At 72.7% G+C, this 26,203-nt stretch carries 26 protein-coding genes and 1 riboswitch; of the genes, 13 read left to right on the top strand and 13 right to left on the bottom strand.

Annotated features, from left to right (window positions below; translation table 11 throughout):
* Positions 1–183 precede the first annotated feature (183 nt).
* From P3X83_RS29755 to P3X83_RS29735, 5 genes are all read left to right on the top strand, one after another.
* On the top strand, positions 184–1,416 hold the full coding sequence (locus P3X83_RS29755) for an arginine deiminase (protein WP_277308582.1): 1,233 nt from the start codon (positions 184–186) through the stop codon (positions 1,414–1,416).
* 15 nt (positions 1,417–1,431) lie between these two features.
* Positions 1,432–2,874 (top strand): amino acid permease, encoded by a 1,443-nt coding sequence (locus P3X83_RS29750; protein WP_277308581.1) that lies wholly within the window; start codon positions 1,432–1,434, stop codon positions 2,872–2,874.
* A complete protein-coding gene (locus P3X83_RS29745) occupies positions 2,871–3,797 on the top strand; it encodes a universal stress protein (RefSeq protein ID WP_277308580.1) in 927 nt (308 codons plus the stop codon). Before P3X83_RS29750 ends, P3X83_RS29745 begins: the two co-directional genes overlap by 4 nt.
* 271 nt (positions 3,798–4,068) lie before the next feature.
* Positions 4,069–4,563 (top strand): transcriptional regulator, encoded by a 495-nt coding sequence (locus P3X83_RS29740; RefSeq protein ID WP_277308579.1) that lies wholly within the window; start codon positions 4,069–4,071, stop codon positions 4,561–4,563.
* A 211-nt stretch (positions 4,564–4,774) separates the two neighbouring features.
* Positions 4,775–5,923, top strand: coding sequence for a PP2C family protein-serine/threonine phosphatase (locus P3X83_RS29735; protein WP_277308578.1), 1,149 nt, complete (start codon positions 4,775–4,777; stop codon positions 5,921–5,923).
* Positions 5,924–5,959: 36 nt separating this feature from the next.
* Here the strand turns inward: P3X83_RS29735 and P3X83_RS29730 are convergent, their stop codons facing one another.
* Together P3X83_RS29730 and P3X83_RS29725 are read right to left on the bottom strand one after the other, a co-directional pair.
* A complete protein-coding gene (locus tag P3X83_RS29730) occupies positions 5,960–6,406 on the bottom strand; it encodes an SAV_6107 family HEPN domain-containing protein (protein ID WP_277308577.1) in 447 nt (148 codons plus the stop codon).
* 414 nt (positions 6,407–6,820) lie between these two features.
* Positions 6,821–7,666 carry a L,D-transpeptidase family protein gene (locus P3X83_RS29725; protein WP_277308576.1) on the bottom strand — a complete coding sequence of 282 codons (846 nt, stop codon included), beginning with the start codon at positions 7,664–7,666 and terminating at the stop codon, positions 6,821–6,823.
* 129 nt (positions 7,667–7,795) lie between these two features.
* Here P3X83_RS29725 and P3X83_RS29720 point away from each other — a divergent pair, with 129 nt between their 5' ends.
* Together P3X83_RS29720 and P3X83_RS29715 are read left to right on the top strand one after the other, a co-directional pair.
* On the top strand, positions 7,796–8,272 hold the full coding sequence (locus P3X83_RS29720) for a YbaK/EbsC family protein (protein WP_277308575.1): 477 nt from the start codon (positions 7,796–7,798) through the stop codon (positions 8,270–8,272).
* Between the two features lie 31 nt (positions 8,273–8,303).
* Complete coding sequence (locus tag P3X83_RS29715) at positions 8,304–8,888, top strand: GNAT family N-acetyltransferase (protein WP_277308574.1); 585 nt, start codon at positions 8,304–8,306, stop codon at positions 8,886–8,888.
* 277 nt (positions 8,889–9,165) lie between these two features.
* Here the strand turns inward: P3X83_RS29715 and metF are convergent, their stop codons facing one another.
* On the bottom strand, positions 9,166–10,098 hold the full coding sequence (metF, locus tag P3X83_RS29710) for a methylenetetrahydrofolate reductase [NAD(P)H] (protein WP_277308573.1): 933 nt from the start codon (positions 10,096–10,098) through the stop codon (positions 9,166–9,168).
* Positions 10,099–10,266: 168 nt separating this feature from the next.
* Between metF and P3X83_RS29705 the strand changes: the two genes are divergently transcribed.
* The gene (locus P3X83_RS29705; RefSeq protein ID WP_277308572.1) at positions 10,267–11,334 is read left to right on the top strand and encodes a polyprenyl synthetase family protein; all 1,068 of its coding nucleotides are present in this window, start codon (positions 10,267–10,269) and stop codon (positions 11,332–11,334) included.
* A 109-nt stretch (positions 11,335–11,443) separates the two neighbouring features.
* Positions 11,444–12,310 (top strand): TIGR03621 family F420-dependent LLM class oxidoreductase, encoded by an 867-nt coding sequence (locus P3X83_RS29700; protein WP_277308570.1) that lies wholly within the window; start codon positions 11,444–11,446, stop codon positions 12,308–12,310.
* Here the strand turns inward: P3X83_RS29700 and thiE are convergent.
* Genes thiE through P3X83_RS29685 form a run of 3 tightly spaced genes read right to left on the bottom strand, consistent with a single transcriptional unit; the run spans position 12,307 to position 14,593 of the window.
* Positions 12,307–12,993 carry a thiamine phosphate synthase gene (thiE, locus tag P3X83_RS29695; RefSeq protein WP_277308569.1) on the bottom strand — a complete coding sequence of 229 codons (687 nt, stop codon included), beginning with the start codon at positions 12,991–12,993 and terminating at the stop codon, positions 12,307–12,309. The genes P3X83_RS29700 and thiE overlap by 4 nt on opposite strands.
* Positions 12,983–13,357: an Rv2175c family DNA-binding protein gene (locus P3X83_RS29690; protein WP_277308568.1), complete on the bottom strand. Its 375-nt coding sequence runs from the start codon at positions 13,355–13,357 to the stop codon at positions 12,983–12,985. The genes thiE and P3X83_RS29690 overlap by 11 nt, the downstream gene beginning before the upstream one ends.
* Before the next feature lie 51 nt (positions 13,358–13,408).
* Positions 13,409–14,593, bottom strand: a complete 1,185-nt coding sequence (locus P3X83_RS29685; RefSeq protein WP_277308567.1) for an FAD-dependent oxidoreductase — start codon at positions 14,591–14,593, stop codon at positions 13,409–13,411.
* A 131-nt stretch (positions 14,594–14,724) separates the two neighbouring features.
* A riboswitch (TPP riboswitch) is annotated at positions 14,725–14,840 on the top strand.
* Here P3X83_RS29685 and thiO point away from each other — a divergent pair.
* The 4 genes from thiO to pknB all read left to right on the top strand — a co-directional run bounded on the left by thiO (position 14,836) and on the right by pknB (position 19,047).
* Positions 14,836–16,005, top strand: a complete 1,170-nt coding sequence (thiO, locus tag P3X83_RS29680) for a glycine oxidase ThiO (protein WP_277308566.1) — start codon at positions 14,836–14,838, stop codon at positions 16,003–16,005. (Overlaps the previous riboswitch by 5 nt.)
* Positions 16,002–16,202 (top strand): sulfur carrier protein ThiS, encoded by a 201-nt coding sequence (gene thiS, locus P3X83_RS29675; protein ID WP_277308565.1) that lies wholly within the window; start codon positions 16,002–16,004, stop codon positions 16,200–16,202. The genes thiO and thiS overlap by 4 nt, the downstream gene beginning before the upstream one ends.
* Before the next feature lie 13 nt (positions 16,203–16,215).
* Positions 16,216–17,019 carry a thiazole synthase gene (locus P3X83_RS29670; protein ID WP_277308664.1) on the top strand — a complete coding sequence of 268 codons (804 nt, stop codon included), beginning with the start codon at positions 16,216–16,218 and terminating at the stop codon, positions 17,017–17,019.
* A gap of 111 nt (positions 17,020–17,130) precedes the next feature.
* Positions 17,131–19,047, top strand: a complete 1,917-nt coding sequence (pknB, locus tag P3X83_RS29665) for a Stk1 family PASTA domain-containing Ser/Thr kinase (protein ID WP_277308564.1) — start codon at positions 17,131–17,133, stop codon at positions 19,045–19,047.
* Here the strand turns inward: pknB and alc are convergent, their stop codons facing one another.
* The 7 genes from alc to pucL are packed head-to-tail and all read right to left on the bottom strand — an operon-like array spanning position 19,048 to position 26,203.
* Positions 19,048–20,040 (bottom strand): allantoicase, encoded by a 993-nt coding sequence (gene alc, locus P3X83_RS29660; protein ID WP_277308563.1) that lies wholly within the window; start codon positions 20,038–20,040, stop codon positions 19,048–19,050.
* Positions 20,037–21,329 (bottom strand): allantoinase AllB, encoded by a 1,293-nt coding sequence (gene allB / locus P3X83_RS29655; protein ID WP_277308663.1) that lies wholly within the window; start codon positions 21,327–21,329, stop codon positions 20,037–20,039. The genes alc and allB overlap by 4 nt, the downstream gene beginning before the upstream one ends.
* Positions 21,326–22,579 (bottom strand): glycerate kinase, encoded by a 1,254-nt coding sequence (locus tag P3X83_RS29650; RefSeq protein WP_277308562.1) that lies wholly within the window; start codon positions 22,577–22,579, stop codon positions 21,326–21,328. Before P3X83_RS29650 ends, allB begins: the two co-directional genes overlap by 4 nt.
* Before the next feature lie 37 nt (positions 22,580–22,616).
* Complete coding sequence (locus tag P3X83_RS29645) at positions 22,617–23,990, bottom strand: 8-oxoguanine deaminase (RefSeq protein WP_277308561.1); 1,374 nt, start codon at positions 23,988–23,990, stop codon at positions 22,617–22,619.
* Positions 23,987–24,460, bottom strand: coding sequence for a (2Fe-2S)-binding protein (locus P3X83_RS29640; protein WP_277308560.1), 474 nt, complete (start codon positions 24,458–24,460; stop codon positions 23,987–23,989). The genes P3X83_RS29645 and P3X83_RS29640 overlap by 4 nt, the downstream gene beginning before the upstream one ends.
* 3 nt (positions 24,461–24,463) lie before the next feature.
* Positions 24,464–25,321, bottom strand: a complete 858-nt coding sequence (locus P3X83_RS29635) for an FAD binding domain-containing protein (protein ID WP_277308559.1) — start codon at positions 25,319–25,321, stop codon at positions 24,464–24,466.
* A gap of 15 nt (positions 25,322–25,336) precedes the next feature.
* Entirely contained in the window at positions 25,337–26,203 is an 867-nt protein-coding gene (gene pucL, locus P3X83_RS29630) for a factor-independent urate hydroxylase (RefSeq protein ID WP_277308558.1), read from the bottom strand.

Raw genomic sequence — 26,203 nt, 5'->3', positions numbered from 1 at the left:
TTTCCCGCCTCACAGGACGGGTCTTAAAGGTTGCGTGGCGAATTCACCCTAGCAGCCCCTACTGAGCGGACCATCGCCCCCCTCACGCCCCCTACCAGCAAATATGCCCAAAAGCCCGGCCAGATCAGCGTTTGACGTCCCGCTTCGGCGGGGACGGTGTGTACGGCGCTAAGGGGGAGAGCGATGAGCTTTCACGTCGATTCCGAGGTGGGCCGGCTGCACCGGGTGCTCGTGCACAAACCCGAGCTCGCGCTGAAGCGGCTCACACCGTCCAACATGCACAGCATGCTGTTCGACGACGTCCTTTGGGTGCAGCGCGCCCTGGAGGAGCACGAGGAGTGGCAGCGCACCCTGAGCGAGCGGGGCATCGAGGTTCACCTGCTGGCCGACCTGCTGCGCGAGACGGTCGAGATCCCCGAGGCGCGCAAGCACATCCTGGACAAGGTGGTGGACGAGCGGTGGTTCGGCCCGCTGGCCACCGACGCCATCCGCAACACCCTCGACTCGCTCGACTCCGCGACCCTCCAGACCCACCTGACCGGCGGCATCACCAAGCGCGAGATCATGGATCGCGACTGCGCCCCCAAGAGCCTGGCCTTCCACACCCTGGCGATGGACGACTTCATCCTCCAGCCGCTGCCCAACGCGATGTTCACCCGCGACAACTCCTGCTGGATCTACGACGGCGTCTCGATCAACGCCATGCGGATGAAGGCGCGCAAGAACGAGACGGTCAACATGGAGGCCATCTACCGCTGGCACCCGATGTTCGCCTCCCAATACGAGACCCGCTTCAAGGTGTGGTGCCCGGGCACGGCGATGGCCCCGGCCACCATCGAGGGCGGCGACGTGCTGGTCATCGGGCGCGGGGCGGTGCTCATCGGGATGAGCGAGCGCACCCAGCCGCAGGCGGTGGAGATGGTCGCCCGCAACCTGTTCAGGGCGGGCTCGGCCACCACGATCGTGGCGCTGAGCATGCCCAAGGCGCGTGCGTTCATGCACCTCGACACGGTGATGACCATGGTCGACGAGGGCCGGTTCACCAAGTACGCGGGCCTGGGCATGCTGCCGTCGTACACGATCGAGCCCGGCGACAACGACAAGGAGCTGAAGGTCACCGACCACCCGCCGCAGGACATGCACCGGGCCATCGGGCGGGCGCTCGGCCTCGACGACATCGAGGTCCTCACCGCCGAGCAGGACGTCCACGCCGCCGAGCGTGAGCAGTGGGACGACGGCTGCAACGTGCTGGCCATCGAGCCCGGCGTGGTGGTGGCCTACGACCGCAACACGACGACCAACAACTTCCTGAGCGAAAGGGGCGTCGAGGTCGTCACCGTGCCCGGGGGCGAACTGGGCCGGGGGCGCGGCGGGCCGCGTTGCATGAGCTGCCCACTGGAACGCGACGGCATCTGAGACAGCGCGCCCGTCATGAGCGGCTGGCGGCGGCTGTTCCGCACCAAGCCCGTCGAGGAGATCGTCACCGAGGGCGGCCACGGGGCGGGCGGCGAGCTGCGGCGCACCATGACCCTCACCCAGCTCACCATGTTCAGCGTCGGGGCCACGCTGGGGACCGGCATCTTCGTCATCCTGGGCGAGGCGACCCCGCTGGCCGGGCCCGCCGTCGTGCTGTCGTTCGTGCTCGCCGCGGTGACCGCGCTGTTCTCGGCGCTGTCCTACGCCGAGCTGGCGGGGACCATCCCGGTCTCCGGGTCCTCATACAGCTACGCCTACGCCACGCTGGGCGAGCTGGTGGCGTGGGTGTGCGGGTGGTGCCTGGTCCTGGAGTACGCGGTGTCGGTGTCGGCCGTCGCGGTCGGCTGGGGCCAGTACCTCAACGAGCTGCTGCGCCAGCTCTTCGGGGTGGCGATCCCCGAAGCGCTGGCCGGGCCGCCCGGCGGCGGCGGAGTGATCAACCTGCCCGCCATCGCGGTGGTCGCGCTGGTCGCCGTGCTGCTGCTGCGCGGCGCGTCGGAGAGCGCCACCGCCAACGTGATCATGGTGTTCGTGAAGGTCGGCGTGCTGATCTTCTTCAGCGTGGTCGCCTTCACCGCCTTCGATTCCGGCAACATGACACCGTTCGCCCCGCTGGGCCTGGCCGGGATCAGCGCCGCCGGGGCCAAGGTGTTCTTCTCCTACATCGGCTTCGACGCGGCCTCGACGGCGGGCGAGGAGTCCAAGAACCCCCGGCGTGACCTTCCCCTGGCGATCCTGCTCTCGCTGTTCATCGTCACCGTCATCTACGTGCTCGTCGCGCTGTCGGCGGTCGGCGCGATGCCGTGGCAGCAGATCTCCGGCACCGAGGCGTCGCTGGCCAAGGTCCTGGAGCACACCACCGGGGCGGCATGGCCGTCGGTGGTGCTGTCGGCCGGGGCGGTCATCGCCATCACCAGCGTCGTGCTCACCGTCCTGTACGGCCAGACGCGCATCCTGTTCGCGATGTCCAGGGACGGCCTGATCCCGGGGATCTTCCAGCGGGTGAGCCCGCGCCGCCGGGTGCCCGCCGCCAACACGCTCATCGTATGCCTGTTCGTGGCGGTGCTCGCCGGGCTGATCCCCCTCGGACGGCTGGCCGACGCCACCAGCATCGGCACGCTGTTCGCCTTCTCGGTGGTCAACGTCGGGGTGCTGGTGCTCCGCCGTACCAAGCCGGATCTGCGCCGGTCCTTCCGCACGCCGCTGTTCCCCCTCACGCCGATCCTCGGGGTGCTCTTCTGCGTCTTCCTCATGACCCGTTTGGACCGTGCCACCTGGATCACCTTCCTGCTGTGGTCGGCGCTCGGCCTGGCCGCGTACTTCGGCTACGGCTTCCGCCGCTCCCGCCTCGCCACGTCCAGCGCGACCGGCTCGTCCGGTGGAGGAGACCCACGATGAGATTCGGCCATGTCCTCACCGGCTACACGCCCGGCCGGGGCGGCAGGGACGCCGTCGCGCTCGGCGCTCTCTTGGCACGTTCCACGTCCGCCCGGCTCAGCCTGGCCACCGTCAACCCGCCCGGCTGGACGACGCCCTCCAGCGGCAGGGTGGACGCCGAATGGACCCGCTATCTGCGCGAGCAGGCCGAGGAGTCGCTCGCCGAGGCGGCCGGCCTGGTCCGGGAGGCGGGCGCGGGCGAGCCGGAGCGGGTGATCGGCGTGAACCGGGGCAGCGGGCGCGGGCTGGCCGCCATCGCGCGCGACGTCGGCGCGGAGGTCATCGCGATCGGCTCGGCGCCGCGCGCCGCCAGGGGCCGGATCACCGTCGGCAGCACCGGCGACCAGCTCCTGCACTCCTCCCCCGTGCCGGTCGCGCTCGCGCCCGCCGGATACGCCGAGGACCCGCCGGACGACATCGACCGCCTGACGGTCGCCTACCGGCGCTGCCCGGCGAGCGACGCGGCACTCCGCCTGGCCGCCGCCGTGGCCGCCCGGCTCGGCACGCCGCTGCGGTTGCTCACGATGCTCATCACCCGGCCCATGGTGCGCGAGGCGAGGCGTGCCGCGCTCGAAGAGGAAATGCTGCACCGTCTGCGGGAACAGTGCGGCGCGGATTTGGAACGTGCCGCGCGCGGGCCGTACCGGGTCGGGGTGAGCGTCGAGATGACCGAGGCGAGGACCGTGCCGACGGCGCTCGGCCTGGTCGAGTGGCTGCCGGGTGAGCTGCTGATCTGCGCTTCCAGCCAATCGGGGCCGCTACGCAAGGTGTTCCTCGGGGACACCTCGTTGAAGATCGTTCAGGGGTCGCCCCGCCCTGTTATGATCTTGCCCAGGACCCCCGAGGCCGAGCCGAGCGGCAGAATCATGAATATCAAACCCTGACGAACCCATGTTTCATTTGGGATCTGGGTAACATATCGAGCGTTCTTCACCGGACCGGATTCGGCATCTTTTTTCCAATCAGCTTGACCTTCGGCGTCCACCGCTTTACCGTCACTGTGCGTAACCACTCCTCGTGGCGTACTGGGGTAAACCCCGGCGCAACGGTCACCGTTGGTGCCTGCCCCTGGCACCGACCCCGGTGGTCTGTGCATAAGCCGCGAGGTAGGACAATCTAGAGATAGCGCTACATAGAGAGCCGGGGGGCCACAGGATGCCGTCTGAGTATGCCAAGTCGCTGGGTGCACGACTCCGCGCGATCCGCACCCAGCAGGGGCTGTCCCTGCACGGAGTCGAAGAGAAGTCTCGCGGCCGTTGGAAGGCCGTCGTCGTCGGCTCGTACGAGCGCGGCGACCGTGCGGTCACGGTGCAGAAGCTCGCGGAGCTCGCCGATTTCTACGGCGTGCCCGTCTCCGAGCTGCTGCCCGGCGGCGCCGCGCCGAGCCCTCTCGGCCCGACGCCGAAGCTCGTGATCGACCTGGAGCGGCTGTCCCAGTTGCCCAAGGAGAAGGCCGGAGCACTCGCCCGCTACGCCGCCACCATCCAGAGCCAGCGCGGTGACTACAACGGCAAGGTGCTCTCGATCCGGCAGGAAGACCTGCGGTCCCTCGCGGTGATCTACGACAAGTCGCCGAGCGAGCTGACCGAGGAACTGATCAGCTGGGGCGTCCTCGACGCCGAGGCCCGCCGCGCGGTCGAGTCCTTCTGATCCGCACCGGGCCTGGCCCGGCCCGGAGCGCGATCGCATGACCCGCGATCGGGTGCGCCACCGCCTCGGCGCACCCGTCACACATGCCGGCGCCGAGCCGTCGGCGCATTCGGCGGCCAGGCCAAGGTCCCGCTTGGTAACGTCGAGCACCAGTTTCAAGATCTTGCTGTAGGGGAGCAGGACCGGAGCACGGGCACGAGAATCGGTAGGTATGGCGCGGGTGACAGACGGGGGGCGGGAAGGCCGCCGCCGCGGCTACGGGCACGCGGCGCATCGTGCCAGGCCGTCCACCACGCGTACGCTGCTGTTGCTGCTTCCCTATGCCGTCATGGCGGTCGTCTCACTGGCCGACTGGCAGATCGGGCCCGACGTCGGCCTGCTGCCGCTGCTCGCGCTCGGGCCCGCGTTCGCCAGCGTCGCCTGCGACATCCGGCGCACCGGCATGGTGGGCTGCGTGGCCGTGGCCCTGTGCCTGCTGCTGTCCACCTCCAACGAAATCGGCCAGGGACGCCTCCAGGTGGCCCTGGTCGCCATCGTGGGGGTCACCATGGCCAGCCTGGTGGCCAGCGCGGCCCGCACCCGCCACGAACGCCGTCTGGCCGACGTCCAGTCGGTCGCCGAGGCCGCCCAGCGCGTGCTGCTGCGGCCGGTGCCCCGGCGGGTCGGCCCCGGCCTCGGCGTCGCGGTCTCGTACACTTCCGCGGTCGCCGAGGCGCGCATCGGCGGCGACCTGTACGAGGTGGTCACCCACCCGCGCGGCGTGCGCGTCATCGTCGGAGACGTCCAGGGCAAGGGCCTGGAGGCCGTCGAGACGGCGGCCATCGTGCTGGGAGCGTTCCGCGAGGCGGCCTACGACGAGCGCGACCTGCTCGGCGTGGCCACCCGCCTGGAGAACGCGCTGTCCCGGCGGCTCACCGGCGAGCAGTTCGTCACGGCGGTGCTGGCCGAGGTCGGCGACGAGGACGAGATCGCGATCCTCAACTGCGGGCACCCGGCCCCGCTGATCATCCGTGCGGACGGCGGCGCGGAGTTCGCCGAGCCCCCGGAGGAGACCCCGCCCCTCGGCCTGGCCTGGCTCAAGCCGGAAACGCCGATGGTGCACGTCGAGCAGTTCGGCGAGGACGACCAGATCCTGCTTTACACCGACGGCATCATCGAGGCCCGCGACCACGGCGGCGCGTTCTACCCGCTGACCGACCGCGTGCATCTGCTGACCGGAGCCGACCCGCAGACCTCTCTCGACGGCCTGCGCGCCGACCTGCTCAAGCACGTGGGACGCCCCCTCAGCGACGACGCCGCGATGCTCCTGCTCCGCAAGAGCGCCGTACCCCGCGACACCGCCCCGGGCGACGCCGACTGACGCCGGCGGGGGCCGCCTGCGCGGCTCTCAGGCGGGTCAGCCCGCCAGGGGGACGGACACGGGCAGCGCGGGCTGCCCGGGAATCCCGAGAAGGGCCTCTACGGTGACGACGAAGGTCTCGGCCTCCGCCGCCAGTTCGTCGGCGTCGCGCGCGCTCACCACGCGGACCATGCCCGCCTCCGCCGCCGCGCGCTTGCCCGCGCTCACCGCGAAGTACGCGGCCCACTCGGCCAGGCGCGGCTCGGCCTCGGGGAGCAGTTCCCAGGCGCTGCGCAGCCTGCGCCGCCTGCCGTCCATCGGACGGGGGCGGGCGGCCAGGACCGCCGCGGCCGCGCGCAGGGCCGCGAGGTGCGCGGAGACGTAACGTGTCGCGGGCGTGCCCGCGGTGGCGGCCTGCGCCAGGCAGTCGCGCGCGTCGGCCAGGTGCGCCCTGACGGTGGGGGACAATCGGGGCCCGCTGTCATCGCTGAGCCGTGGGGTCATGCTGCAGCCTCCCTCGCTCGTGGCGGCTCCGGCATCCGGCCGGTGGAACCACATTCGCAGACACCACCGACAATCTGCGGGCGGCCGGACGAGGAGCTTCCCCACTCCCCGCCCGGCCGGACGGCGCCCACTCGTCTCCGCCGACGACGAGGACGCCACCCACCGCCCATGGAACGGGCCGCGAGTCCCGTTCTCGCCATCGAACATAAATTCGATCAGAGTTCGTGTCAAGTGTCAGGCGAACACAGTTTCGATCAAGCGAGGGGTTCGGCCGGCGTGACGAAGGCCGTAAGGAGTCTCGACCTCTGACTCCTCACGGCCTGAAGGGCGGGCGCCGGTCCACGGACGGCCCGGGGAGGGGTGGACCGTTCCTGTGGACGGCGCCCGCGGCGCGGTACGTCGCGAAGCGCGGAATCAGCGCCGGAACTTGCCTCGCACGTGTACCGGAACCCCCTGGCCGAGCATGCCGGGCAGGATCTGCGCGATGTGCATCGGCAGGCGGACGCACCCATGGGACGCCGGCACCAGCGGGACCGAGAGCGCCCCGTGCAGCGCGATGCCGCCGTTGAAGAAGATCGGGTTGTAGAGCTGGCCCAGGTACGACTTGTGCCAGCCGTCCCGGCGCCAGGTGGTCTTGAAGTCGCCGGTGGGAGTGCGCGCGTCGCCGCAGAAGCGCTGCTTCTTGCCCTGCCACTCGGTGGTCTCGCAGTACGGGATCCCGCTGCCGGAGGAGGTGTGGCTGATCAGCTTCGCCTCACCCCGCACGTACAGGACCATGACCTGCTGGGTCAGGTTGACCTCGACCCGGGTGGGCTTGCCCTTGGGGACGAGCACCCTGGGGGGCTTCGGGGCCTCCAGGGCGTTCCAGGTCCTGGACGCGACGGTGCTGGTGGGCTTGATGCCGTTGACCTTCTGGAAGGCCCAGAGGGCGACCAGGGTGCCGCCGCCGTACCGGCCGTCCACCTTGCCCGGGTGGTAGCCGAGCGCCTTGAGGCGCGTCTGGAGCCGCTTGACCGCGGTCCCCTTGGCGCCGACCTTCAGTTTCTTGTCCGGCGCGACGAACGCCGTCGTCTCCTTGCCCCGCACGATCCCGGCGGACACGCCGGCGACGGCGGCCTCCACGGCGGGAAGGTTCGTCACACGTGCGCCGGCGACGTTCGCCTTGTCCGGGGCGGCCCCCACGGTCGTGCCGCATCCGGAGAGAAGCACGGCCGCCGCGGTCGCGAACGCGGCCGGCCCCAGATGCCTCGCTGCCCCCACGTCAAATCATCCCCTCATCTTCATAACCACTAAACCCAGCGACTCTAGCCGAATGGTCACATACGGTCCACAATGGTCATCGATCTGTAATCAATCGCTATGTCCGGTCACCTTTATTAGAGTGGCGGGATGCCAGAAAAGTTGCCGCCCAACGCGGTGAAAGTCGGCCTTGTCCTGCGCGAGCTGGGCGCGGCCGGCGAGATCGTGGTGCTCCCCGAGTCCGCCCCGACCGCCGCGGCCGCCGCGGCCCAGCTCGGGTGCGAGGTCGGTGCCATCGCCAACAGCCTGATCTTCGACGCCGACGGCGAACCGCTGCTCGTCCTGACCAGCGGCGCGCACCGCGTCGACACCGGGCTCATCGCCCGCACGGCGGAGGCCACCACCGTCAAGCGCGCGACCCCGGAGTTCGTCCGGGCGGCCACCGGCCAGCCCATCGGCGGCGTCGCCCCCGTCGGGCACCCCGCGCCGATCCGCACGTTCGTCGACACCTGGCTCGGCAAGCACGACGTGGTCTGGGCGGCGGGCGGTCACCCGCACACGGTGTTCCCCACCGCCTTCGAGGAGCTCATCCGTATCACCGGCGGGATGCCGGCCGAGGTCGAGTGAGGCCGGGCGGGCGGCTGCTAGGGTGCGGGAAATGATCGGACTGCGGCAGGTCGGACCAGGCGAATTCGGCGCGAGGCTCGACACCTCGATCGGCATCTACATGGCCGCCATGCGCCCGCCCGCCGACCAGCTCACCGGCCGCAAGGGCATCATGCGCAACCACGCGACCTACCCCGACTTCACCTGTGTCTTCGCCGAACAGCCCGACGGCACGGCGGTGGGGTTCGCCTACGGCTTCCACGGAGCGTCCAACCAGTGGTGGCACGACGTCATCTACCGCTCGCTCACCGAGGCCGGCGGGCCTGAGGCCGCCCTCGGCTGGCTCGGACACACCCTGGAGATCGCCGAGGTGCACGTCCACCCCGACTACCAGGGCAAGGGCACCGGCCGGGCGATGATGCACGCCCTCTGCGCGGGCCGCCCGGAACGCACCGCCGTCCTGTCCACCCACGACCAGCCCACGGCGGCCCGCCACCTGTACCACAGCCTGGGCTTCGTAGACCTGCTGACGCAGTACGTCTTCCCCGGCGGCTACGAACGCTACGCCATCATGGGCGCCCCCCTCCCCCTCCTAGGCCCAGCCCCCGGGTACGGCGATCGGCCCACGCGCAGATAGGCCCCCTCCCGCCCGCCGTACGGTCCGGGTACGGCGAGAGGGCGATCCCCGTCACGCGCAAGGGGACGGCAGGCCGTACCCCCGCCTACATGCGGCCCACCGGGGCCGGCCAGCTCTCAAACCGCCTACCGACCGCGGCACAGACGGCGGGCGCGGTTGCCGACGCCAGCCGGGCGACCGGTTCACTCCCCGCACTTGGCACCAGGCCCATACGTCAACAGGCCGCACGTACGCCGACGAAAGCGGCCGGATCACCACCCCCAAGAGGGGGTGATGCTCAGGCGCTCAGCGGGGTGGCGGCCGGGATGGGCTGGATGCGCTGGAAGAGCTCGCGGGTGGCGTTGGAGCGGTTGAAGGTTATGAAGTGGATGCCCGGCGCGCCCTCGTCGAGCAGTTTGCGGCACAGCTCGGCCGCGTGCTCGATGCCGAGACGACGGACCCGCGCCGGGTCGTCCTTGACCGCCTCGAAGCGCGCCGCGACCTCCTCGGGGAACGGGGCGCCGGAGAGCTGCTCAGAACGGGCGATCGTGCTCATCTGGGTCACCGGCATGATGCCCGGGATGATCGGCGTGTCACAGCCCCTGGCCGCCACCCGGTCGCGCAGCCGCAGGTAGTCCTCGGCGCGGAAGAACATCTGGGTGATCGCGTAGTCGGCCCCGGCCTCGCACTTGCGCACGAAGTACTCGGTGTCGGTCTCGATCGTGGCCGACCTCGGGTGCTTGTAGGGGAACGCCGCCACGCCCACGCAGAAGTCGCCGGACTGCCGGATCAGGCGGACCAGTTCCTCGGCGTACAGCACGCCCTCGGGGTGCTTGACCCACTCGCCCATGGGGTCGCCCGGCGGGTCGCCGCGCACGGCCAGGATGTTGCGCACGCCCGCGCCCGCGAACCGGCCGACCAGGTGACGCAACTCACGCAGCGAGTGGTTGACCGCGGTGAAGTGCGCGACCGGGGTCAGCGTGGTCTCGTGCGCGACCCGTTCGACGATGTCGACGGTACGGTCGCGGCTGCCGCCGCCCGCGCCGTAGGTCACCGAGACGAAGGTGGGGCGCAGCGCCTCAAGCTCCCTGATCGCACGCCAGAGCTGCCGCTCGCCCTCCTCCGTCTTGGGCGGGAAGAACTCGAAGGAGAACGATCGCTCACCGGACGCGAGCAGCTCGCGTACGGTGGGCACCCGCTCCGGGCGGACTGACGAACGACCCAAGGACATGCCCACCAGGGTACGGGCAGCCGTGCCGAAACGCTAAGCGACGGCGGCCTCCCGGAACGCGCCCGCGTCTGGAGCGGTCTCCGTCCACTGCCGTGATCATGGGATCGAACCGGGTGAAACGGGTGGTCGGGATCATCTAGTGCGTACCAGTGCCGATAATCTCGGAGCATGACCGCTCCCGCCACCGCGATGCAGCAGTTGCGCACAGAGGTGGACCGTTCGCTCAAATCCTTCCTCGACCGCCAGCAGGTGGTGGTCGGCGGGCCCGACCTCGCGCCGCTGCTCGCCGCGGCGGAGGATTTCCTGGGCGGGGGCAAGCGGCTGCGTCCCGCGTTCTGCTACTGGGGGTGGAAGGCGGCGGGCGGCGACGACGACCCGGCCGTGTTCACGGCGGCGGCCTCGCTCGAACTGCTGCAGGCCAGCGCCCTCGTGCACGACGACCTGATGGACAACAGCGACCTGCGGCGCGGCAAGCCCGCCGCGCACCGGCGCTTCGAGACGCTGCACGCGCAGGCCGGATGGGCGGGGTCGGCGGAGCAGTTCGGCGAGGGGGCGGCGGTGCTGCTGGGCAACCTGCTGCTGCTGTGGTCGGGCGAGATGTGGCGCACCTGCGGCCTTCCCGCCGACGCCCTGGCGGCTGCCCAGCCGGTGCACGACCACATGCGCACCGAACTGATGTGCGGGCAGTACCTCGACCTGCTCGAACAGGCCCACGGCGAGAGCACCTTCGACAGCGCGCTGCGCGTCGCGCTCTACAAGAGCGGCAGGTACTCGGTGGAGCGCCCGCTGCGGCTGGGCATGACGCTGGCGGCGCGCGGCGGCCCGGCGTGGACGGACCGGCTGTGCGAGGAGTACGGCCGGGGCGTGGGCATCGCCTTCCAGCTCCGGGACGACGTGCTCGGCGTCTTCGGCGATCCCTCCCAGACGGGCAAGCCCGCGGGCGACGACCTGCGGGAGGGCAAGCGCACCATGCTGATCGCCCGCACGCTGGCGGGGGCGCCCGCCGAGCAGGCGGCCATCGTCCACCGCCTGCTGGGCGACCCGGAGCTCGACGCCGACGGCGTGGCCACGCTGCGCGCGATCATCGAGGAGAGCGGCGCGCTGGCGGCCTGCGAGGAGATGATCAGGCGCTACCTCGACGACGCACTCGCGGCCCTCGACCGCGCCCCCATCACCGACGAGTCCCGCGCCGCCCTGGCCGACCTGGCCATCGCCGCCACCACCCGCCGCACCTGACTCGCCGCACCCGACCCGCCCGATCCGACCCGCCTGGCCGTTGCGGGAGCCGCTCCGTGTGGCTTTGGGAGTTCGGTTTGGGTGGGGGGTGGGACTTTAGGGTGGCGGTATGACGTCATTCAGGTTTGGGGTGAACTTTCTGGATCCCGGTACCCGGGAGGAGTGGTTCGGGAAGTGCCGGCGGGCGGAGGGGCTCGGGTATGACGTGATCAATGTGGCCGATCACCTGGGGATGCCGGCGCCGTTTCCGTCGCTCGTGCTGGCCGGGGAGGTGACGGAGCGGCCGAGGCTTGGGACGTTCGTGCTCAATGCCGGGTTCTGGAATCCCGTGTTGCTGGCCAGGGAGGTGGCGACGACCGACACGCTGCTCGGGGGGCGGCTGGATCTGGGGCTGGGGACCGGCTACGTCAAGGCCGAGTTCGAGGCGGCGGGGCTGCCGTGGGAGACGCCCGGGCGGAAGGTGGATCGGCTGGAGGCGATGGTCGGGGAGCTGGCGCGGCTGTTCGCGGATCCCGAGGTACGGCCTCGGCCGTTCGCGGCCTCCGGGCCGCCGTTGCTGATCGGCGGGGCGGGTGACCGGGTGTTGCGGCTGGCCGCCGCGCACGCCGACATCGTCGGCTTCACCGGGGCCAGGTCCGGCCCGGACGGCGAGCTGTCGCTGGTCGGCGCGGCCGAGTTCGCCGAGCGGGTCGCCTTCTTCGACCGTCACGCCGCCGGGCGGACGGTCGAGAAGAACGTGCTGGTGCAGCGGGTCGTGGTCACGGACGATCGGGAGGAGGCCGCGCGCGGCCTCGCCCCCTACGCCCCGGGCATGACCCTGGAGGAGATCCTCGAACTCCCCACCCTGCTGGTCGGCACCCACCGCGAGATCGCCGACCGGATCCGCCACCTGCGCGACACCTACGGCATCGGCTACATCACGGTGCTGGAGCCGATGCTGGAGGTGTTCGCGCCGGTGATCGGAGAGCTGCGCTAAACCGCCTCCGCGGCGGCCAGGCGCCGGGCGAACTCCGCCGCCGCGGCGGCGGGGTCGTCGGCGTCGGTGATGGCCCTGACCACGACGACCCGGTGCGCGCCGTACGAGATGATCTCGTCGAGGCGCGCCAGGTCGATGCCGCCGATGGCGAACCAGGGGCGGTCCGTGGGCAGGTCGGACGCGTGTTTCAGCAGGCCGGGGCCCGGAGCCGAGCGGCCCGGTTTGGTCGGTGTCGGCCAGACCGGGCCACAGCAGTAGTAGTCCACGCCCTCTTCGGCCGAGGCGGCGGATGCCTCCTCGGGCGCGTGGGTGGAGCGGCCGATGAGGATGCCGGGGCCGAGGATGTCGCGGGCGACCGGAACCGGCAGGTCGTCCTGCCCCAGGTGCAGGATGTCGGGCCGGGCGGCGTAGGCGACGTCGGCGCGGTCGTTGACGGCCAGCAGCGCGCCGTGCCGGTCGCAGGCGTCGCGGAACACCTCCAGGAGGGACAGCTCCTCGCGCGCCTCCAGGCCCTTCTCGCGCAACTGCACGATGTCCACCCCGGCGCCGAGCACGGCGTCGAGGAAGTCCGGCAGGTCGCCGCGGTCGCGGCGGCCGTCCGTGCAGAGGTAGAGACGGGACGAGGCGAGGCGCGCGGAGAGCGACGGATGTTCTTCGGGCGGAGCCGGGCGGTCAGAAGGCAAGGGCCTGTGCCCGGCGCTTGACTTCGGTGTGGCGGCCCGCCGCGATGGCCTCGACCGGCGCTCCCGGAAGGGAGTCGTCGGGGGTGAACAGCCAGCGCAGTGCCTCGACGTCGTCGTATCCGGCGTCGCCGAGGACGGTCAACGTGCCAGGGAGCCCCTTGAGCACGTCGTCGGTGGCGAGAAAGGCGGCCGGGACCTGAGGTTCTCCGCCGTTCCGCCGTACTCCGATGATCTTACGGTCCTTCAGCAGTTGCTTGGCGCGGCCGGCCGTGAGCCCCAGCCTGCGCGCCACCTCCGAGAGCGAGAGCCACTCGCCCACCAGCTCGTCGGTCTGCTGGTCGATCTGTGCAACAGAAAGCGTCACGAATCCACCACTACCACGACTGGACACGCGGCAAACACCCGCCCGCCCCCTTCAGGCCATCACGGAGTCACGCAGCATGACCTCGGGATCGGCCACGCGCCGCGGGTCGAGCCGTTGCCCGCTCTCGACGATGCGGCGGCCCTGGACGAGGTCTCGCGGACGATCCACGGTGAGGATGGCGGTCAGCCGGTCGTCTCCGGTCAGCCAGCAGATGGACCATTTTGGGTCGTCGCGGGGGTCGCCGCGCAGCACGGCGCGCGACGCCCGAGGGTCGCCGTGGTTCCCGGCGTACTGGACCATGTGCCCGAACTGCTCGGACCAGAAGTAGGGCACCGGGTCGTAGACGGCCTCCTCGCCGAACAGCGCGGCGGCGGCGACGTCGGGGGCCTGCAGCGCGGTGTCCCAGTGCTCCACGCGCAGCCGGCGCGCGAAGCGCCGCGACCACCAGGCCGCGCAGTCGCCCACGGCCACGATGCCGGGCAGCGAGGTGCGGAGGTGCTCGTCGGTGACGACGCCGTCGTCGAGCTCGATGCCGGATCCGGCGAGCCAGGCGACGGCGGGGCGCACGCCGATGCCGGTGACCACGACGTCGGCGAGGACGCGGGAGCCGTCGGCGAGGGTCAGGCCGTCGTGGTCGACGGAGGCGACCAAGGTGGACAGGCGCAGGTCGACCCCGGCCTTGGCGTACCAGGGGATCGTGCAGGCTCCGGCCTCGTCGCCGAGGGCGACGCCCAGCGGGGCGGCCCCGGCCTCGACGACGGTCACGTCGCATCCGGCCCGGGCCGCCGCGGTGGTGACCTCGGCGCCGATCCAGCCCGCGCCGACGACGGCCACCCGCGCGCCGGGCACGAGCAGCGAACGCAGTTCGAGAGCGTCGTCGATGGTCCGCAGGACGTGCTGGTGGCCCTCGCCGCGCAGGCGGGCGGGCACGGCCCCGGTTGCGATCACCAGGCCGTCGAAGGGCAGCTCGCCCTCGGTGGTCTCGACGACGCCGGGGCGCAGGCCCTTGGCGGCCACGGCCTGGCGCCAGTCGACCTCCAGGGCGTCGAGGTCGAGTTCGACGTAGGTGGAGTCGATCTCGCCGTTGAGCACCGCCTTCGACAGCGGTGGCCGATCGTAGGGCCGGTGCCGTTCCTCTCCTACGAGAGTGATTCTGCCGTCGTACCCGTGGGCCCGAAGGGCCTCGACACTGCGCACACCGGCGAGCCCGGCTCCCACCACCACGACATGATTCACAACCCACGACCCTAAGTCGGTGTATCGGTATCGCGCCAATGGCGATTCGATAACGAAAACGCTAATACAGCTACACACCCCGCAGCAGACACCCCGTACCGGGCGGCCCTGGCGAACGCTTAGGCTAGAAGGGATAAACGCGCGGGAGTCCGGACGAACCGGACTGAGAGGAGGGCTGTCACGGCCCTCGACCGTAACAGAACCTGATCCGGGTCATGCCGGCGAAGGGAGCGAACGGCCTTATGAGGCCAAAGATCGAAAACCCCACCGGATCCGAGCGTGGGCACGGAATCGTCGTGGTGGGAGGCGGTGTCGTGGGACTGAGCATCGCCTGGCAGGCGGCGCTCGACGGCGTCTCCGTGACCGTGGTGGACCCCTCCCCCGGCGGCGGCGCGTCCCACGCGGCGGCCGGGATGCTCGCCCCGGTGAGCGAGGTCGCCTACACCGAGGAGCCGCTGCTGCGGCTGGGCGTCGACTCGCTGGCCCGATGGCCCGCGTTCGCCGCGCGGCTCGCCGAGGCCACCGGGCACGACCTCGACCTGCGCGCCGAGGGCACGCTCGACGTCGCCTTCGACGCCGACGACCTGGCCGCGCTGCACGAGCTGAGCACGTTCATGGCCAAGCTCGACCTGCCCGTGGAGCGGCTCACCGGCCGCGAGTGCCGCCGCCTGGAGCCCATGCTGGCCCCGTCCGTCCGCGGCGGCGTGCTGGCCTCCGGCGACGCCTGGATCGACCCGCGCAGGGTGGTCAGGGCCCTGCTGGCCGCCCTGTCCGGCCTCGGCGTGCCCGTGGTCCGCCGCAGCGTGGCCGGGCTGGACACCGGCGACGACGGCGTGCGCGGCGTACGGCTGGCCGGCGACGAGTCCCCCGCCACCATCCCCGCCCGCCAGGTGGTCCTCGCCACCGGCGCCTGGAGCGGCACGCTGGCAGGAGTCCCCCCGGAGGTCCTGCCGCCGGTACGCCCGGTCAAGGGCCAGATCATGCGCCTGCGCTCCCCCGTCCCCGTGCTCAGCCGATGCGTGCGCGGCACGGTACGCGGCTCGGCCGTCTACCTCGTGCCCCGGGGAGACGGCGAGCTGGTGCTCGGCGCCACCCAGGAGGAACTGGGCTTCGACACCCGCGTCACCGCGGGCGGCCTGTGGGAGCTGCTGCGCGACGCCAGGGAGCTGATGCCCGGCATCACCGAGCTGGAGGTGGCCGACGTGGTGGCCGGGCTGCGGCCGGGCACCCCCGACAACCTCCCGGTGATCGGCCGCTCCGCGCTGCCCGGGCTGATCCTGGCCACCGGGCACCACCGGGGCGGGGTGCTGCTCGCCCCGCTCACCGCCGACCTGGTCGTCCGTCTCCTGGCGGGCGACACGACAGACGACCACCCCTGCTCCCCTTCGCGCTTCAAGGACTCCCGCACATGAAAGTGACCATCAACGGCACGCCGCACGAACTCCCGGAAGGGGCGACCGTCTCACAGGCCGTGAACGCGCTGACCAAGGCCACCGCCGGGGTCGCGGTCGCGGTCAACGAGGAGGTCGTGGCCAAGGGGGCGTGGGACTCCACGACGCTGGCCGAACACGACCGCGTCGAGGTTCTCACCGCGGTGCAGGGGGGCTGAGATGACCGACCAGATGACGGGCCCGGCGCCCACAGAGACGAACACAGAGACGGGCACGGAGACGGCGCCGCTGACGATCGCGGGCCGCACGTTCTCCTCCCGGCTCATCATGGGCACCGGCGGGGCGCCCTCCCTCGACGTGCTCGACCAGGCGCTGGCCGCCTCTGGTACCGAGATGACCACGGTGGCGATGCGCAGGCTCGACCCGTCCGCCCCCGGCTCCGTGCTCGACGTGCTGCGGCGGCGCGGCATCGACGTGCTGCCCAACACGGCGGGCTGCTTCACCGCCGGGGAGGCCGTGCTGACCGCGCGGCTGGCCAGGGAGGCACTGGAGACCAACTGGGTGAAGGTGGAGGTGATCGCGGACGAGCGGACCCTGCTGCCCGACCCGATCGAGACCTTCGACGCCGCCGAGCGCCTGGTCGCCGACGGCTTCGTGGTCCTCCCCTACATCGGCGACGACCCGATCCTGGCCAGGCGGCTGGAGCAGGCCGGGTGCGCGGCGGTGATGCCGCTCGGCTCGCCGATCGGCTCTGGGCTGGGCATCCGCAACCCGCACAGCATCGAGCTGATCGTGGAGTCGGCGTCCGTCCCGGTGATCCTGGACGCGGGCATCGGCACCGCGAGCGACGCCGCGCTGGCCATGGAGCTGGGCTGCGACGCCGTCCTGATCGCCTCGGCGATCACCCGCGCGCAGCGCCCCGCCCGGATGGCGGCGGCGATGCGGGGGGGCGTCGAGGCGGGCCGCCTGGCGCGCGAGGCAGGCCGCATTCCTCGCAGAAGGTACGCGGAGGCATCATCGCCCCTGGTCCCCTGACGTCACCTTCCACACCACGAGTACGTTCTTGCCCAATGCCTGGGAACGGCTCGGCATCGGTTTGGGACGTAGGCGCGGTGCCCGTCGCAAAACGCCCGTAAACTCGGGGCCGTGGACACGACGCTAGCGGACCCCCTCGTCGGGAGGCTTCTCGACGGGCGTTATCGCGTCGAGTCCCGGATCGCCAGGGGCGGCATGGCCACCGTCTACGTCGCCCTCGACATCCGGCTCGACCGCACGGTGGCCCTGAAGGTGATGCACCGTTCCCTCGCCGAGGACCCTTCGTTCGTGCGCAGGTTCATCGGCGAGGCCAAGTCGGTGGCCAGTCTGTCCCACCCCAACGTGGTGCAGGTGTTCGACCAGGGCGCCGACGGCGACATCGTCTACCTCTCCATGGAGTACGTCCCCGGCCGCACGCTGCGCGACGCGTTGCGCGAGCGCGGACGGCTCACCCCGCGCGAGTCGCTGGAGATCGTCATCCCGGTGCTGGCCGCGCTCAGCGCGGCGCACCAGAAGAGCCTGATCCACCGCGACGTGAAGCCGGAGAACGTGCTGCTGGCCGAGGACGGCCGGGTCAAGGTCGTCGACTTCGGGCTGGCCCGCGCCGTGGAGGCGAGCAACCAGACCCGCACCGGCGTGATGATCGGCACGATCGGCTACATGTCGCCCGAGCAGGTGACCACGGGCCGCACCGACGCGCGCAGCGACGTCTACTCCGCGGGCATCATGCTCTTCGAGTTGATCACCGGCCGCCAGCCGTACGACGGCGACGCGCCGATGACGATCGCATACAAGCACGTCCACGACACGGTGCCGCCGCCCTCGTCGCTGATCCCCGACATCCCGCCGGCGCTCGACGCGCTGGTGTCCGCGGCCACCAGCCGCGCGCCGGAGGAGCGGCCCGCCGACGCCGGCGCGCTGCTGATCGCCGCGGTGGAGGCGCACCGCGCGCTCGCGAGCGACAGCGTCCCGCCGACCGGCGACGCGGTCTCCAACCTGTCCATGCCGGGCACCGGGGCCATGCCCAGGCCCACGGCGCACCCGCCCACCCAGCCGCCGCCTCCCGCGGGCCACACGCTGATCCAGCCGCGCCCGCAGATGCCCGAGCGGGCCCGGCGGCGCGTCAACCCGTTCCTGGTGGCGCTGGGCGTGGTGATGGTGGCCGCCGTCGCCTTCACCGGCTGGTTCTTCTCCCAGAGCCCGCCGCTCAAGGTCCCCGAGCTGCGCGGCAAGAACATCGACATCGCCAGGTCACAGGCCGAGTCGCGCGGGTTCGCCGTGGTGATCGGCGAGGGCGTCCACGACGGCGAGGTGACCAAGGACAGCGTGCTGCGCACCGACCCCGTGGCCGGCATCGAGGTCGACCGCGGCGCCCGGCTCACGCTGATCCCCTCGCTGGGGCCCAAGATGGTCGCGGTCCCCGACCTCACCGGCGTGCCCGAGGGCACGGCCCGCGAGCGCCTGTCGCAGCTCGGCCTGAAGGTCGACGACGTGCACCGCAGGGAGAGCGACACCGTCCAGCGGGGGCTGGTGCTGAGCAGCAACCCGAAGGCCGGCGGCAGGCTCCGCGAGGGCGGCAAGGTCGACATCACGCTCAGCGCCGGCCTGCTGATGCCCGACCTGATGGGCCTGCCCCGCGACCAGGCCGAGCAGTGGCTGCGCGAGCAGGGCTTCCAGTTCGAGTCCAAGGAGCAGACCGACGACGCCGAGCCGTGCACGGTCATCGCCCAGGACCCGCGGCCGAAGGCCGAGATCGACAAGACCGTGCGGGTCAGCCTGACGCTGTCGCAGTGCAACGTGCCGTTCCAGTGGCCGTGGGAGACCGGGCAGAACAACGGCGACGGCACGGTCCTGGCGATCCCCAACGTGCTCTACAAGAACGTCGCCGACGCCCAGCGCGAGCTGCAGGCCGCCGGTTTCAAGGTGAGGGTCCGCAAGCTGCGCATGGGCGGCGGCATCGTGCGCGGGCAGCTCCCGCTGTCGGGCCAGCAGGCCCCACGCGGCACCCGCGTCACGATCTGGTACTGATCATCCGTCCGCGAGGCGGCCGTGCAGCCGCAGGCGGGCCAGCCCGCCGTCCGGGTAGATGTCCAGCCGCACGTGCGTGACCGTCCGCGCGGCGGCGGCCGGATCGAGCCGGACGGCGTGCGGCTCGTCGGCCCGCAGCGCCGTGCGCGGCAGCAGTTCCGCCCACCCCGCCGGATCGCCCGGCGGCCCGTGCCGCGCGTCCACGCCGGTGAGCCGGGCCGCCGCCGGGGCGTTGAACACCAGGTTGGCGGTGTCCAGTTCGGCCACCTGGATCATGCCGGGCCCGGCCAGCCGGACCACCAGCCAGTCGTTGCCGCCGTCGCGCCGCCGCGCGGTCTCCCAGCCCTCCGCCTGGTGCCTGGCCAGACCGGGCGCGATGACGTTGGCGGCGGAGGAGTAGAAGCCGCCGGAGGAGGCGGTGACCATCGCCCCGTTGCGCAGCGCGGCCAGGTCGATGGTCATGCCCGCCCAGATGGACAGGTCGGGCACGACCTCGCCGTGCACCCGCAGCCTGGCCACCCCGCCGTCGGGGTGGATGTTGAGCCGGACGTGGGTCCAGCGCCGCTCGTCGCGCACCTCGAAGTGGTGCTCGGCGTCGCCGCTCAGCGGGGCGCGCGGCACCAGTTCGGTCCAGTCGGCGGCGAGCAGGTCGGCGGGCGAGGGGTGACCGGGCAGCGCGCAGGCCTCCAGCCAGGCGTGGGTGGGGTGGTTGCCGGTGAACCAGGCGGTGTCGATCACCACTCCGCGCACGACGCCCGGCATGCCGAGCCGGACCACGGCCCAGTCGTGGCCGGGTTCGCGGCGGCGGCGCGTCTCCCACCCGTCGTAGACCTGGCCCTTGGCGCCGAACGTGTGCGGCTGGAAACCGGGGCGTCCGGGGCGGATCAGGTTCTCCCGCGCCGCGAAGGACTCGTCGCTGGCGGCCACCACGGACCCGCCGTTGCCGCGCAGCGCGAGGTCGGGCAGGCCGGCGAACCCGGCCGGGCCGGTCACAGGAGCACCCCCGCCGGGTCGCCGCCGGCGAGCCTGCCGCGCAGCCAGGTGGCGCGCACCACGCCGGTCAGCTTCCGCCCGTGGTACGGCGTGACGGGGTTGCGGTGGTGCAGGTCGCTCGCCCGGACGGTGAACGCCGCGCCCGGGTCGAAGGCCACCATGTCGGCGTCGCGTCCCACCGCGAGCGCGCCCTTGCCGGTCAGGCCCGCCAGCGCGGCCGGCGCTTCGGCCATCCAGCGGGCGATGTCGCCGAGAGAGTGCCCGCGCCGCCGCGCCTCGGTCCAGACCAGCGGCAGGCCGAGCTGCAGTGAGGAGACCCCGCCCCAGGCCGTGGCGAAGTCGGCGGACTTCAGGTCGGGGGTGGACGGCGAGTGGTCGGAGACCACGCAGGTGAGCGCCCCGGCGGCCAGGCCCCGCCAGAGCGCCTCGCGGTTGGCGGCCTCCCGGACCGGCGGGCAGCACTTGGCCGCCGTCCCGGTGATCTCCTCCGCGCACAGCACCAGGTAGTGCGGGCAGGTCTCGGCGGTCACGGCCACGCCCTCCCGCCGGGCCCGCTCGATCGGCGCGAGGCAGTTCGCCGACGACACGTGCGGGATGTGCGCCCGCGCCCCGGCCTCGCGCGCGGCCGCCACGACCCTTTCCACGGCCCGCCGCTCCGCCGCCTCCGGCCGCGACGCCAGGAACTCCGGGTAGCCGGGCCCGGCAGGATCGGTGAGCAGCTCCGGGTCCTCCGCGTGGACGATCATCAGCCCGCCGAACCGGGCGATCTCCGCGAACGCGGCGCGCAGCCCGGCCGCGTCCAGGGGCGGGAACTCCTCCACCCCCGACTGCGACAGGAAGCACTTGAACCCGCGCGCCCCGGCCTCGTGCAGCCCGCGCAGCTCCCCGATGTTGCCGGGCACCGCCCCGCCCCAGAAGGCCACGTCCACGTGGCAGCGCCCGGCCGCCGCCGCCCGCTTCACCGCCAGCGCGGCGGCGGTCACGGTCGGCGGGATCGAGTTGAGCGGCATGTCCACGATGGTGGTCACGCCGCCCGCCGCGGCGGCCCTGGTCGCGGTGGCGAACCCCTCCCAGTGGGTCCTGCCGGGCTCATTGACGTGGACGTGGGTGTCGACCAGCCCGGGGAGCAGCGCCACCTCCCCGAGGTCCACCTCCTCGCGGGCGGGCGGGGGCGCGTCGTAGCCGCTCAGCGCGGAGATCCGTCCGTCGCGGACGGCGACCGACGCGCCGGTCGGGCCGTCCGGCAGGACGGCCCGGCGCGAGCGCACCACGAGGTCGTGCATCGTCAGGTGACCCAGGGGGTGAGGTGGCCGGCGGCCAGGCGCTCCAGCAGGGGACCGGCTTCCGCGACGCAGCGGACCGGGTCGGGCTCGATGTCGGTCAGCGCGTAGGCGGCCCGGATCCCGGCGGCGCGCAGCTCCTCCTCACCCAGGAAGAGGCGCCCGCATACCGCGACCACGGGCACGCCCGCCGCTGCCGCCGCCTCGGCGACCCCTGCGGGGGCCTTGCCGCGCAGGGTCTGCTCGTCCAGGGCGCCCTCGCCGGTGACGACCAGACGCGCGCCCGCGAGGTGGCGGGAGAAGCCGAGCAGGTCGAGCAGGTAGGCGATGCCCGGCCGGATCTCCGCGCCGAGGAAGGCCAGCGCGCCGAAGCCCACTCCCCCGGCCGCGCCCGCGCCCGGCTCGGCGGCGACGCCCATCCGGCGCACCACGCCGTCGTGCTCGGCCGCGCCGACCACTCCGTGCGTGTGCGCGGCGACGGCGGCCAGGCGGGCCAGGCCCGCCTCCAGCACTGCGACGTCGGCGGGGGTCGCGCCCTTCTGCGGGCCGTACACGGCGGCTGCGCCGTAGGGGCCGAGCAGCGGGTTGTCGACGTCGACGGCGACGATCACCTCGACGCCGGCGAGGTCGAGCAGCCCGGTGGTGTCGATGAGGGCCAGGTCGCGCAGCGCGGCACCGCCAGGGGCCAGGTCGGCGCCGTCCGCGTCGAGGAAGCGCACGCCCAGCCCGGCCATCATGCCCGTGCCGCCGTCGGTGCACGCGCTGCCGCCCAAGCCGAGCACCACGCGGTGGGCGCCCTGCCGCAGGGCGTGCGCGATCAGCTCGCCCGTGCCCCGGCTGGTCGCCGTGAGCGGCGCGAGGGCGACGCCCGGGTGGGCGGCCGACCCCGTGGCGCCCGGGGTGTGCTCCACGGGCAGGCGGCGCAGACCCGACGCCTCGGCGAGCTCCACCACCGCCGTGGGAACGCCGCCCGCCGGGCCCGGATGCCAGGCGTAGGCGGCCTTCACCGGGTCGCCGACCGGGCCGGTGACCTCCACCTCGACGCGGGTGAACCCGCAGGCCACTACGGCGTCCACGGTGCCGTCACCGCCGTCGGCGACGGGCAGCAGGACGGTCTCGACGCCGGGGCCGAGCCCGGCCGCCACCCGCGCGGCCACCTCCGCCGCGCTCAGCGACCCCTTGAACTTGTCGGGCGCGATGACGACATGCCCCTTGGCGGACGATGTTGGCGACGTGGATGACGTGGACGACGCGGACACTCGTGCTCCCTGCCGGACGGTTTGCGTGGCGCCTTCATCACAGCACATCCCCGGCGAGTGACAGCAGGCGGCGGTGGGCCAGCGCGCCGGCGCGGGCGGCGGCGTGGCCGTCGGTGGTGGTCAGCTCGCCGTCGCGGACCACGGTGGCCCCGCCGACCAGCAGGCGGGCCAGCGGCGGCGTGTGGGCGTGGACCAGGGCGACCACGGGGTCGGCGATCGCGGCGTGGAAGCCGCCGGTGCGCCAGATCGCCAGGTCGGCCAGCTTGCCCGGCACCAGCGAGCCCAGTTCGTCCTGCCTGCCCAGGCACCGCGCGCCGCCGAGGGTGGCCATGGTGAGCGCCTCGCGGGCGCTCAGCGCCGTGGGGCCGTACCTGGCGCGCTGGGTGAGCAGGGCCATCCTGGCCTCGCCCGCCATGGAGTTGACCTCGGCGGAGGCCGGGCCGTCCACGCCGAGCCCGACTGGTACGCCCGCGCGCGCCAGGTGGGAGGCCCGCGCGATGCCCGCGCCGACCCGGCCGTTGGAGGTGGGGCAGTGCGCCACGCCGGTGCCGGTGGCGGCCAGGCGGCGCACGTCGTGGTCGCCGACGTGGACGCAGTGCGCGAGCCACACGTCGGCGCCGAGCCAACCGGCGCGTTCCATGTACTGCACGGGCGTGACGCCGAGCCGTTCGCGGCAGTGCCGCTCCTCGTCGAGGGTCTCGGCCAGGTGGGTGTGCAGCCTGACCCCCTTGTCCCGGGCCAGCTCGGCCGAGCCGGTCAGCAGTTCCTCGGTCACCGAGAACGGCGAGCAGGGGGCGACCGCCACCCGCAGCATGGAGGAGAACGACGGGTCGTGGTAGGCGTCGATCATCTCGGCGGTGTGGGCCAGGACGTCGTCGGTGCGCTCCACGACCTCGTCGGGCGGCAGCCCGCCGCTCGACCTGCCCAGGTCCATCGATCCCCGGCAGGGGTGGAAGCGCAGGCCCGTCTCACGCGCCGCCTCGACGGTTGCGGCGAACAGGTCGCCCCGGCCCTTCGGGAAGAGGTAGTGGTGGTCGGTGGTGGTCGTGCAGCCGGTGAGCGCCAGCCAGGCCAGTCCGGCCCGCGCCGCGCCCGAGACGACCTCGGCGTCCATCCGCGACCACGGGCGATACAGGCCGGTCAGCCACTCGAAGAGCGTGCTCTCGGCCTCCATGCCCTGCGTCGCCCACTGGTAGAGGTGGTGGTGGGTGTTGACCATCCCCGGGGTGACCAGGCAGCCGGTGGCGTCGATCCGCTCCACGGCCGAAGACGCCGGGAGCGGCGGGGGCGGTCCCTCGCCCAGGGAGGCGATCCTGTCGCCTTCGATCACCAGGTGGCCCCGGGCGATCTCCTCGCCCTCCACGGGCGCGATGGCGGCGTTCTCGACGATCACGCGTCGCGGGGCGGTCACCGACCGGCGGCCTTCCACTCGGCGGCCAGGCGCACCGCTTCGATGATCTTCTCGTAGCCGGTGCAGCGGCACAGGTTGCCCGCCAGCGCCTCGCGGATCTCGGCGTCGCCCGGCCGTCCGGTCCGCTCGATCAGGTCGTGGGCCTGCACCAGCAGTCCCGGGGTGCAGAATCCGCACTGGACGGCGCCGCACTCCACGAAGGCCCGCTGGACGGCGTCCAGCTCGCCGCCGCGCGCGAGGTCCTCCACGGTGCGCACCTCGCGGCCCTCGGCCTGCCCGGCGGCGACCAGGCAGGCGCAGACCGGCAGGCCGTCCAGGTAGACCGTGCACGAGCCGCACTCGCCCTGCTCGCAGGCGTTCTTGGAGCCGGGCAGCCCGACTCGCTCGCGCAGCACGTAGAGCAGGCTCTCCCCCTCCCAGACGTCGTCCACGGCCGCCGTGCGGCCGTTCACGGTGAAGGTCACGCGCATGCCTCAGCCCGCCTCCCGGTAATCGTGCCATGCCCAGGTCAGCGTGCGGCGGGCCAGGACGGCCAGCGCGTGCCGCCGGTATCCCGCCGTGCCGCGCACGTCGTCGATCGGCGACGCGGCGGCGGCCACCAACTCGCCGAAGCGGCCCGCGACTGCCGGGTCGAGCGGGCCCGACCAGTCCAGCGCCCCGGCCAGGTACTCCTCGGCGGCGACGGCGCGCAGCGGCGTGGGCGCGGCCGAGCCGATCCCGGTGCCCACCCGCCGCCCGGCCGGGTTCAGCGCCACGGCGAACGAGCACACCGCGATGACCATCGCGTTCCTCGTGCCCACCTTGGCGAAGTACTGCGGCCCGGCCGCCGGGCGGACGTGGATCGCCGCGATCAGCTCGTCGGCGGCCAGCGCGGTGCGTTTGGGCCCGAGGTAGAAGCGGTCGGCCGGGATCATCCGCGTGCCCCGGGCCGCGCTCGCCACCTCGATCACCGCCTCCGCCGCCAGCAGCGGCGGATGGCAGTCGCCCGCGGGCGAGCCCGAGCCCAGGTTCCCGCCGACCGTGGCCCGGTTGCGGATCTGCGGGGACCCGACCGTCCGCGACGCCTGCGCCAGGCCCGGCAGCGGCCCGCCCAGCTCGCCGATCACCACGTGGTACGGCACGCCCGCCCCCACCCGCAGCGTGCCGTCGGGCGCGGTGGTCCAGTGCCGCAGCTCGTCCACCGGGTTCAGGTCCAGCAGCGCGTCCGGCCGCCGCCGGTCGAAGTTGATCTCCACCATGACGTCGGTGCCGCCCTGAACGGGCAGGGCGGCGGGCCGCTCGGCCTTGGCCGCCAGCGCCTCCGCCCAGTTCGCCGGCCGGATGAAGTCCACGTTCGCCCCAATCGGCTAGTCGAAGGCGAATCCCGCCGCCGGGGCGCCCGCACGCAGCACCGCGCCCTCGATCAGCCCGTACGGCCGATCCGCCACCTGGTAAACCTCGTCGTCGTTGCGGATGCCGAAGGGGGTCAGGTCCACGAGGAAGTGGTGCCTGTTGGGCAGGGACAACCGCACCTCGCACAGTTCCGGGCCGTCGGCGAGCACCCGCTCGCCCATCGCGTAGAGGGTCTGCTGCAGGGAGCGGCTGTGGGTTCCGGCGAAGGCGGCGACCAGGCCGCCGCGCGCCCGCTCCCGCGACTCGCCATAGCCGCTGTGTGTCTTGGTGTGGCGCCACATGGCGGTCACGGCGGTGGCCAGCACCCGATCGGCGGCGGGCGCCAGCGTGGTGTACTCGTCCACGGCGAACCCCCGGAACTCCGAGCCGGTGGTGTTGAGCAGGACGAGCCCCGCGAGGCCGGACACCACCGTGGCGGTGCCGTCGCGGTCGTGGTGGGCCACGCAGGTGCGCGACTCGCCGCCCCGCCCGGCGAACGAGTGGCCGCCCCCCGCGACCGGCTCCCAGGGATACTCCTCGACGCTCACGCGGGCGTGGTGGACGGCGCGCTGGGATTCCACGAAATGGCGGGCGAGCAGCAGCGCGAAGTCCTCGATCTGCTCGATGCCGTGCCGGGCGGCGAAGGCGTAGACGGTGTTCTTCTGGGAGTCGGTGGGCAGGACGGCCGCGTTCGAGCGGCCGAGGTGGGCGTCGTCCATGTCGCCCGACAGCGCGACGCCGACGTTGCAGTCCTTGATCCGGTGGCCGCCGGGGCCGCGGGTGACCCGCACGACGCGGGTCTCCGCCTTGCCGTACCTGTTGGGTCCGAGGACTACCGCCAA

The organism is Spongiactinospora sp. TRM90649 (assembly GCF_029382225.1).
Taxonomy (GTDB): domain Bacteria; phylum Actinomycetota; class Actinomycetes; order Streptosporangiales; family Streptosporangiaceae; genus Spongiactinospora.
The sequence above is the reverse complement of the archived record's forward strand: the minus strand, read 5'-3'. Positions and strand labels throughout refer to the sequence as shown.

Coding starts and splice junctions, on each gene's coding strand:
- P3X83_RS29700 (WP_277308570.1), top strand. CDS start 11,444: ATGACGTCATTCAGGTTTGGGGTGAACTTTCTGGATCCCGGTACCCGG.
- P3X83_RS29740 (WP_277308579.1), top strand. CDS start 4,069: ATGCCGTCTGAGTATGCCAAGTCGCTGGGTGCACGACTCCGCGCGATC.
- P3X83_RS29640 (WP_277308560.1), bottom strand. CDS start 24,460: ATGCGCGTGACCTTCACCGTGAACGGCCGCACGGCGGCCGTGGACGAC.
- P3X83_RS29730 (WP_277308577.1), bottom strand. CDS start 6,406: ATGACCCCACGGCTCAGCGATGACAGCGGGCCCCGATTGTCCCCCACC.
- P3X83_RS29750 (WP_277308581.1), top strand. CDS start 1,432: ATGAGCGGCTGGCGGCGGCTGTTCCGCACCAAGCCCGTCGAGGAGATC.
- P3X83_RS29735 (WP_277308578.1), top strand. CDS start 4,775: ATGGCGCGGGTGACAGACGGGGGGCGGGAAGGCCGCCGCCGCGGCTAC.
- metF (WP_277308573.1), bottom strand. CDS start 10,098: ATGTCCTTGGGTCGTTCGTCAGTCCGCCCGGAGCGGGTGCCCACCGTA.
- P3X83_RS29755 (WP_277308582.1), top strand. CDS start 184: ATGAGCTTTCACGTCGATTCCGAGGTGGGCCGGCTGCACCGGGTGCTC.
- P3X83_RS29745 (WP_277308580.1), top strand. CDS start 2,871: ATGAGATTCGGCCATGTCCTCACCGGCTACACGCCCGGCCGGGGCGGC.
- thiS (WP_277308565.1), top strand. CDS start 16,002: ATGAAAGTGACCATCAACGGCACGCCGCACGAACTCCCGGAAGGGGCG.
- thiO (WP_277308566.1), top strand. CDS start 14,836: ATGAGGCCAAAGATCGAAAACCCCACCGGATCCGAGCGTGGGCACGGA.
- P3X83_RS29705 (WP_277308572.1), top strand. CDS start 10,267: ATGACCGCTCCCGCCACCGCGATGCAGCAGTTGCGCACAGAGGTGGAC.
- P3X83_RS29670 (WP_277308664.1), top strand. CDS start 16,216: ATGACGGGCCCGGCGCCCACAGAGACGAACACAGAGACGGGCACGGAG.
- P3X83_RS29720 (WP_277308575.1), top strand. CDS start 7,796: ATGCCAGAAAAGTTGCCGCCCAACGCGGTGAAAGTCGGCCTTGTCCTG.
- P3X83_RS29715 (WP_277308574.1), top strand. CDS start 8,304: ATGATCGGACTGCGGCAGGTCGGACCAGGCGAATTCGGCGCGAGGCTC.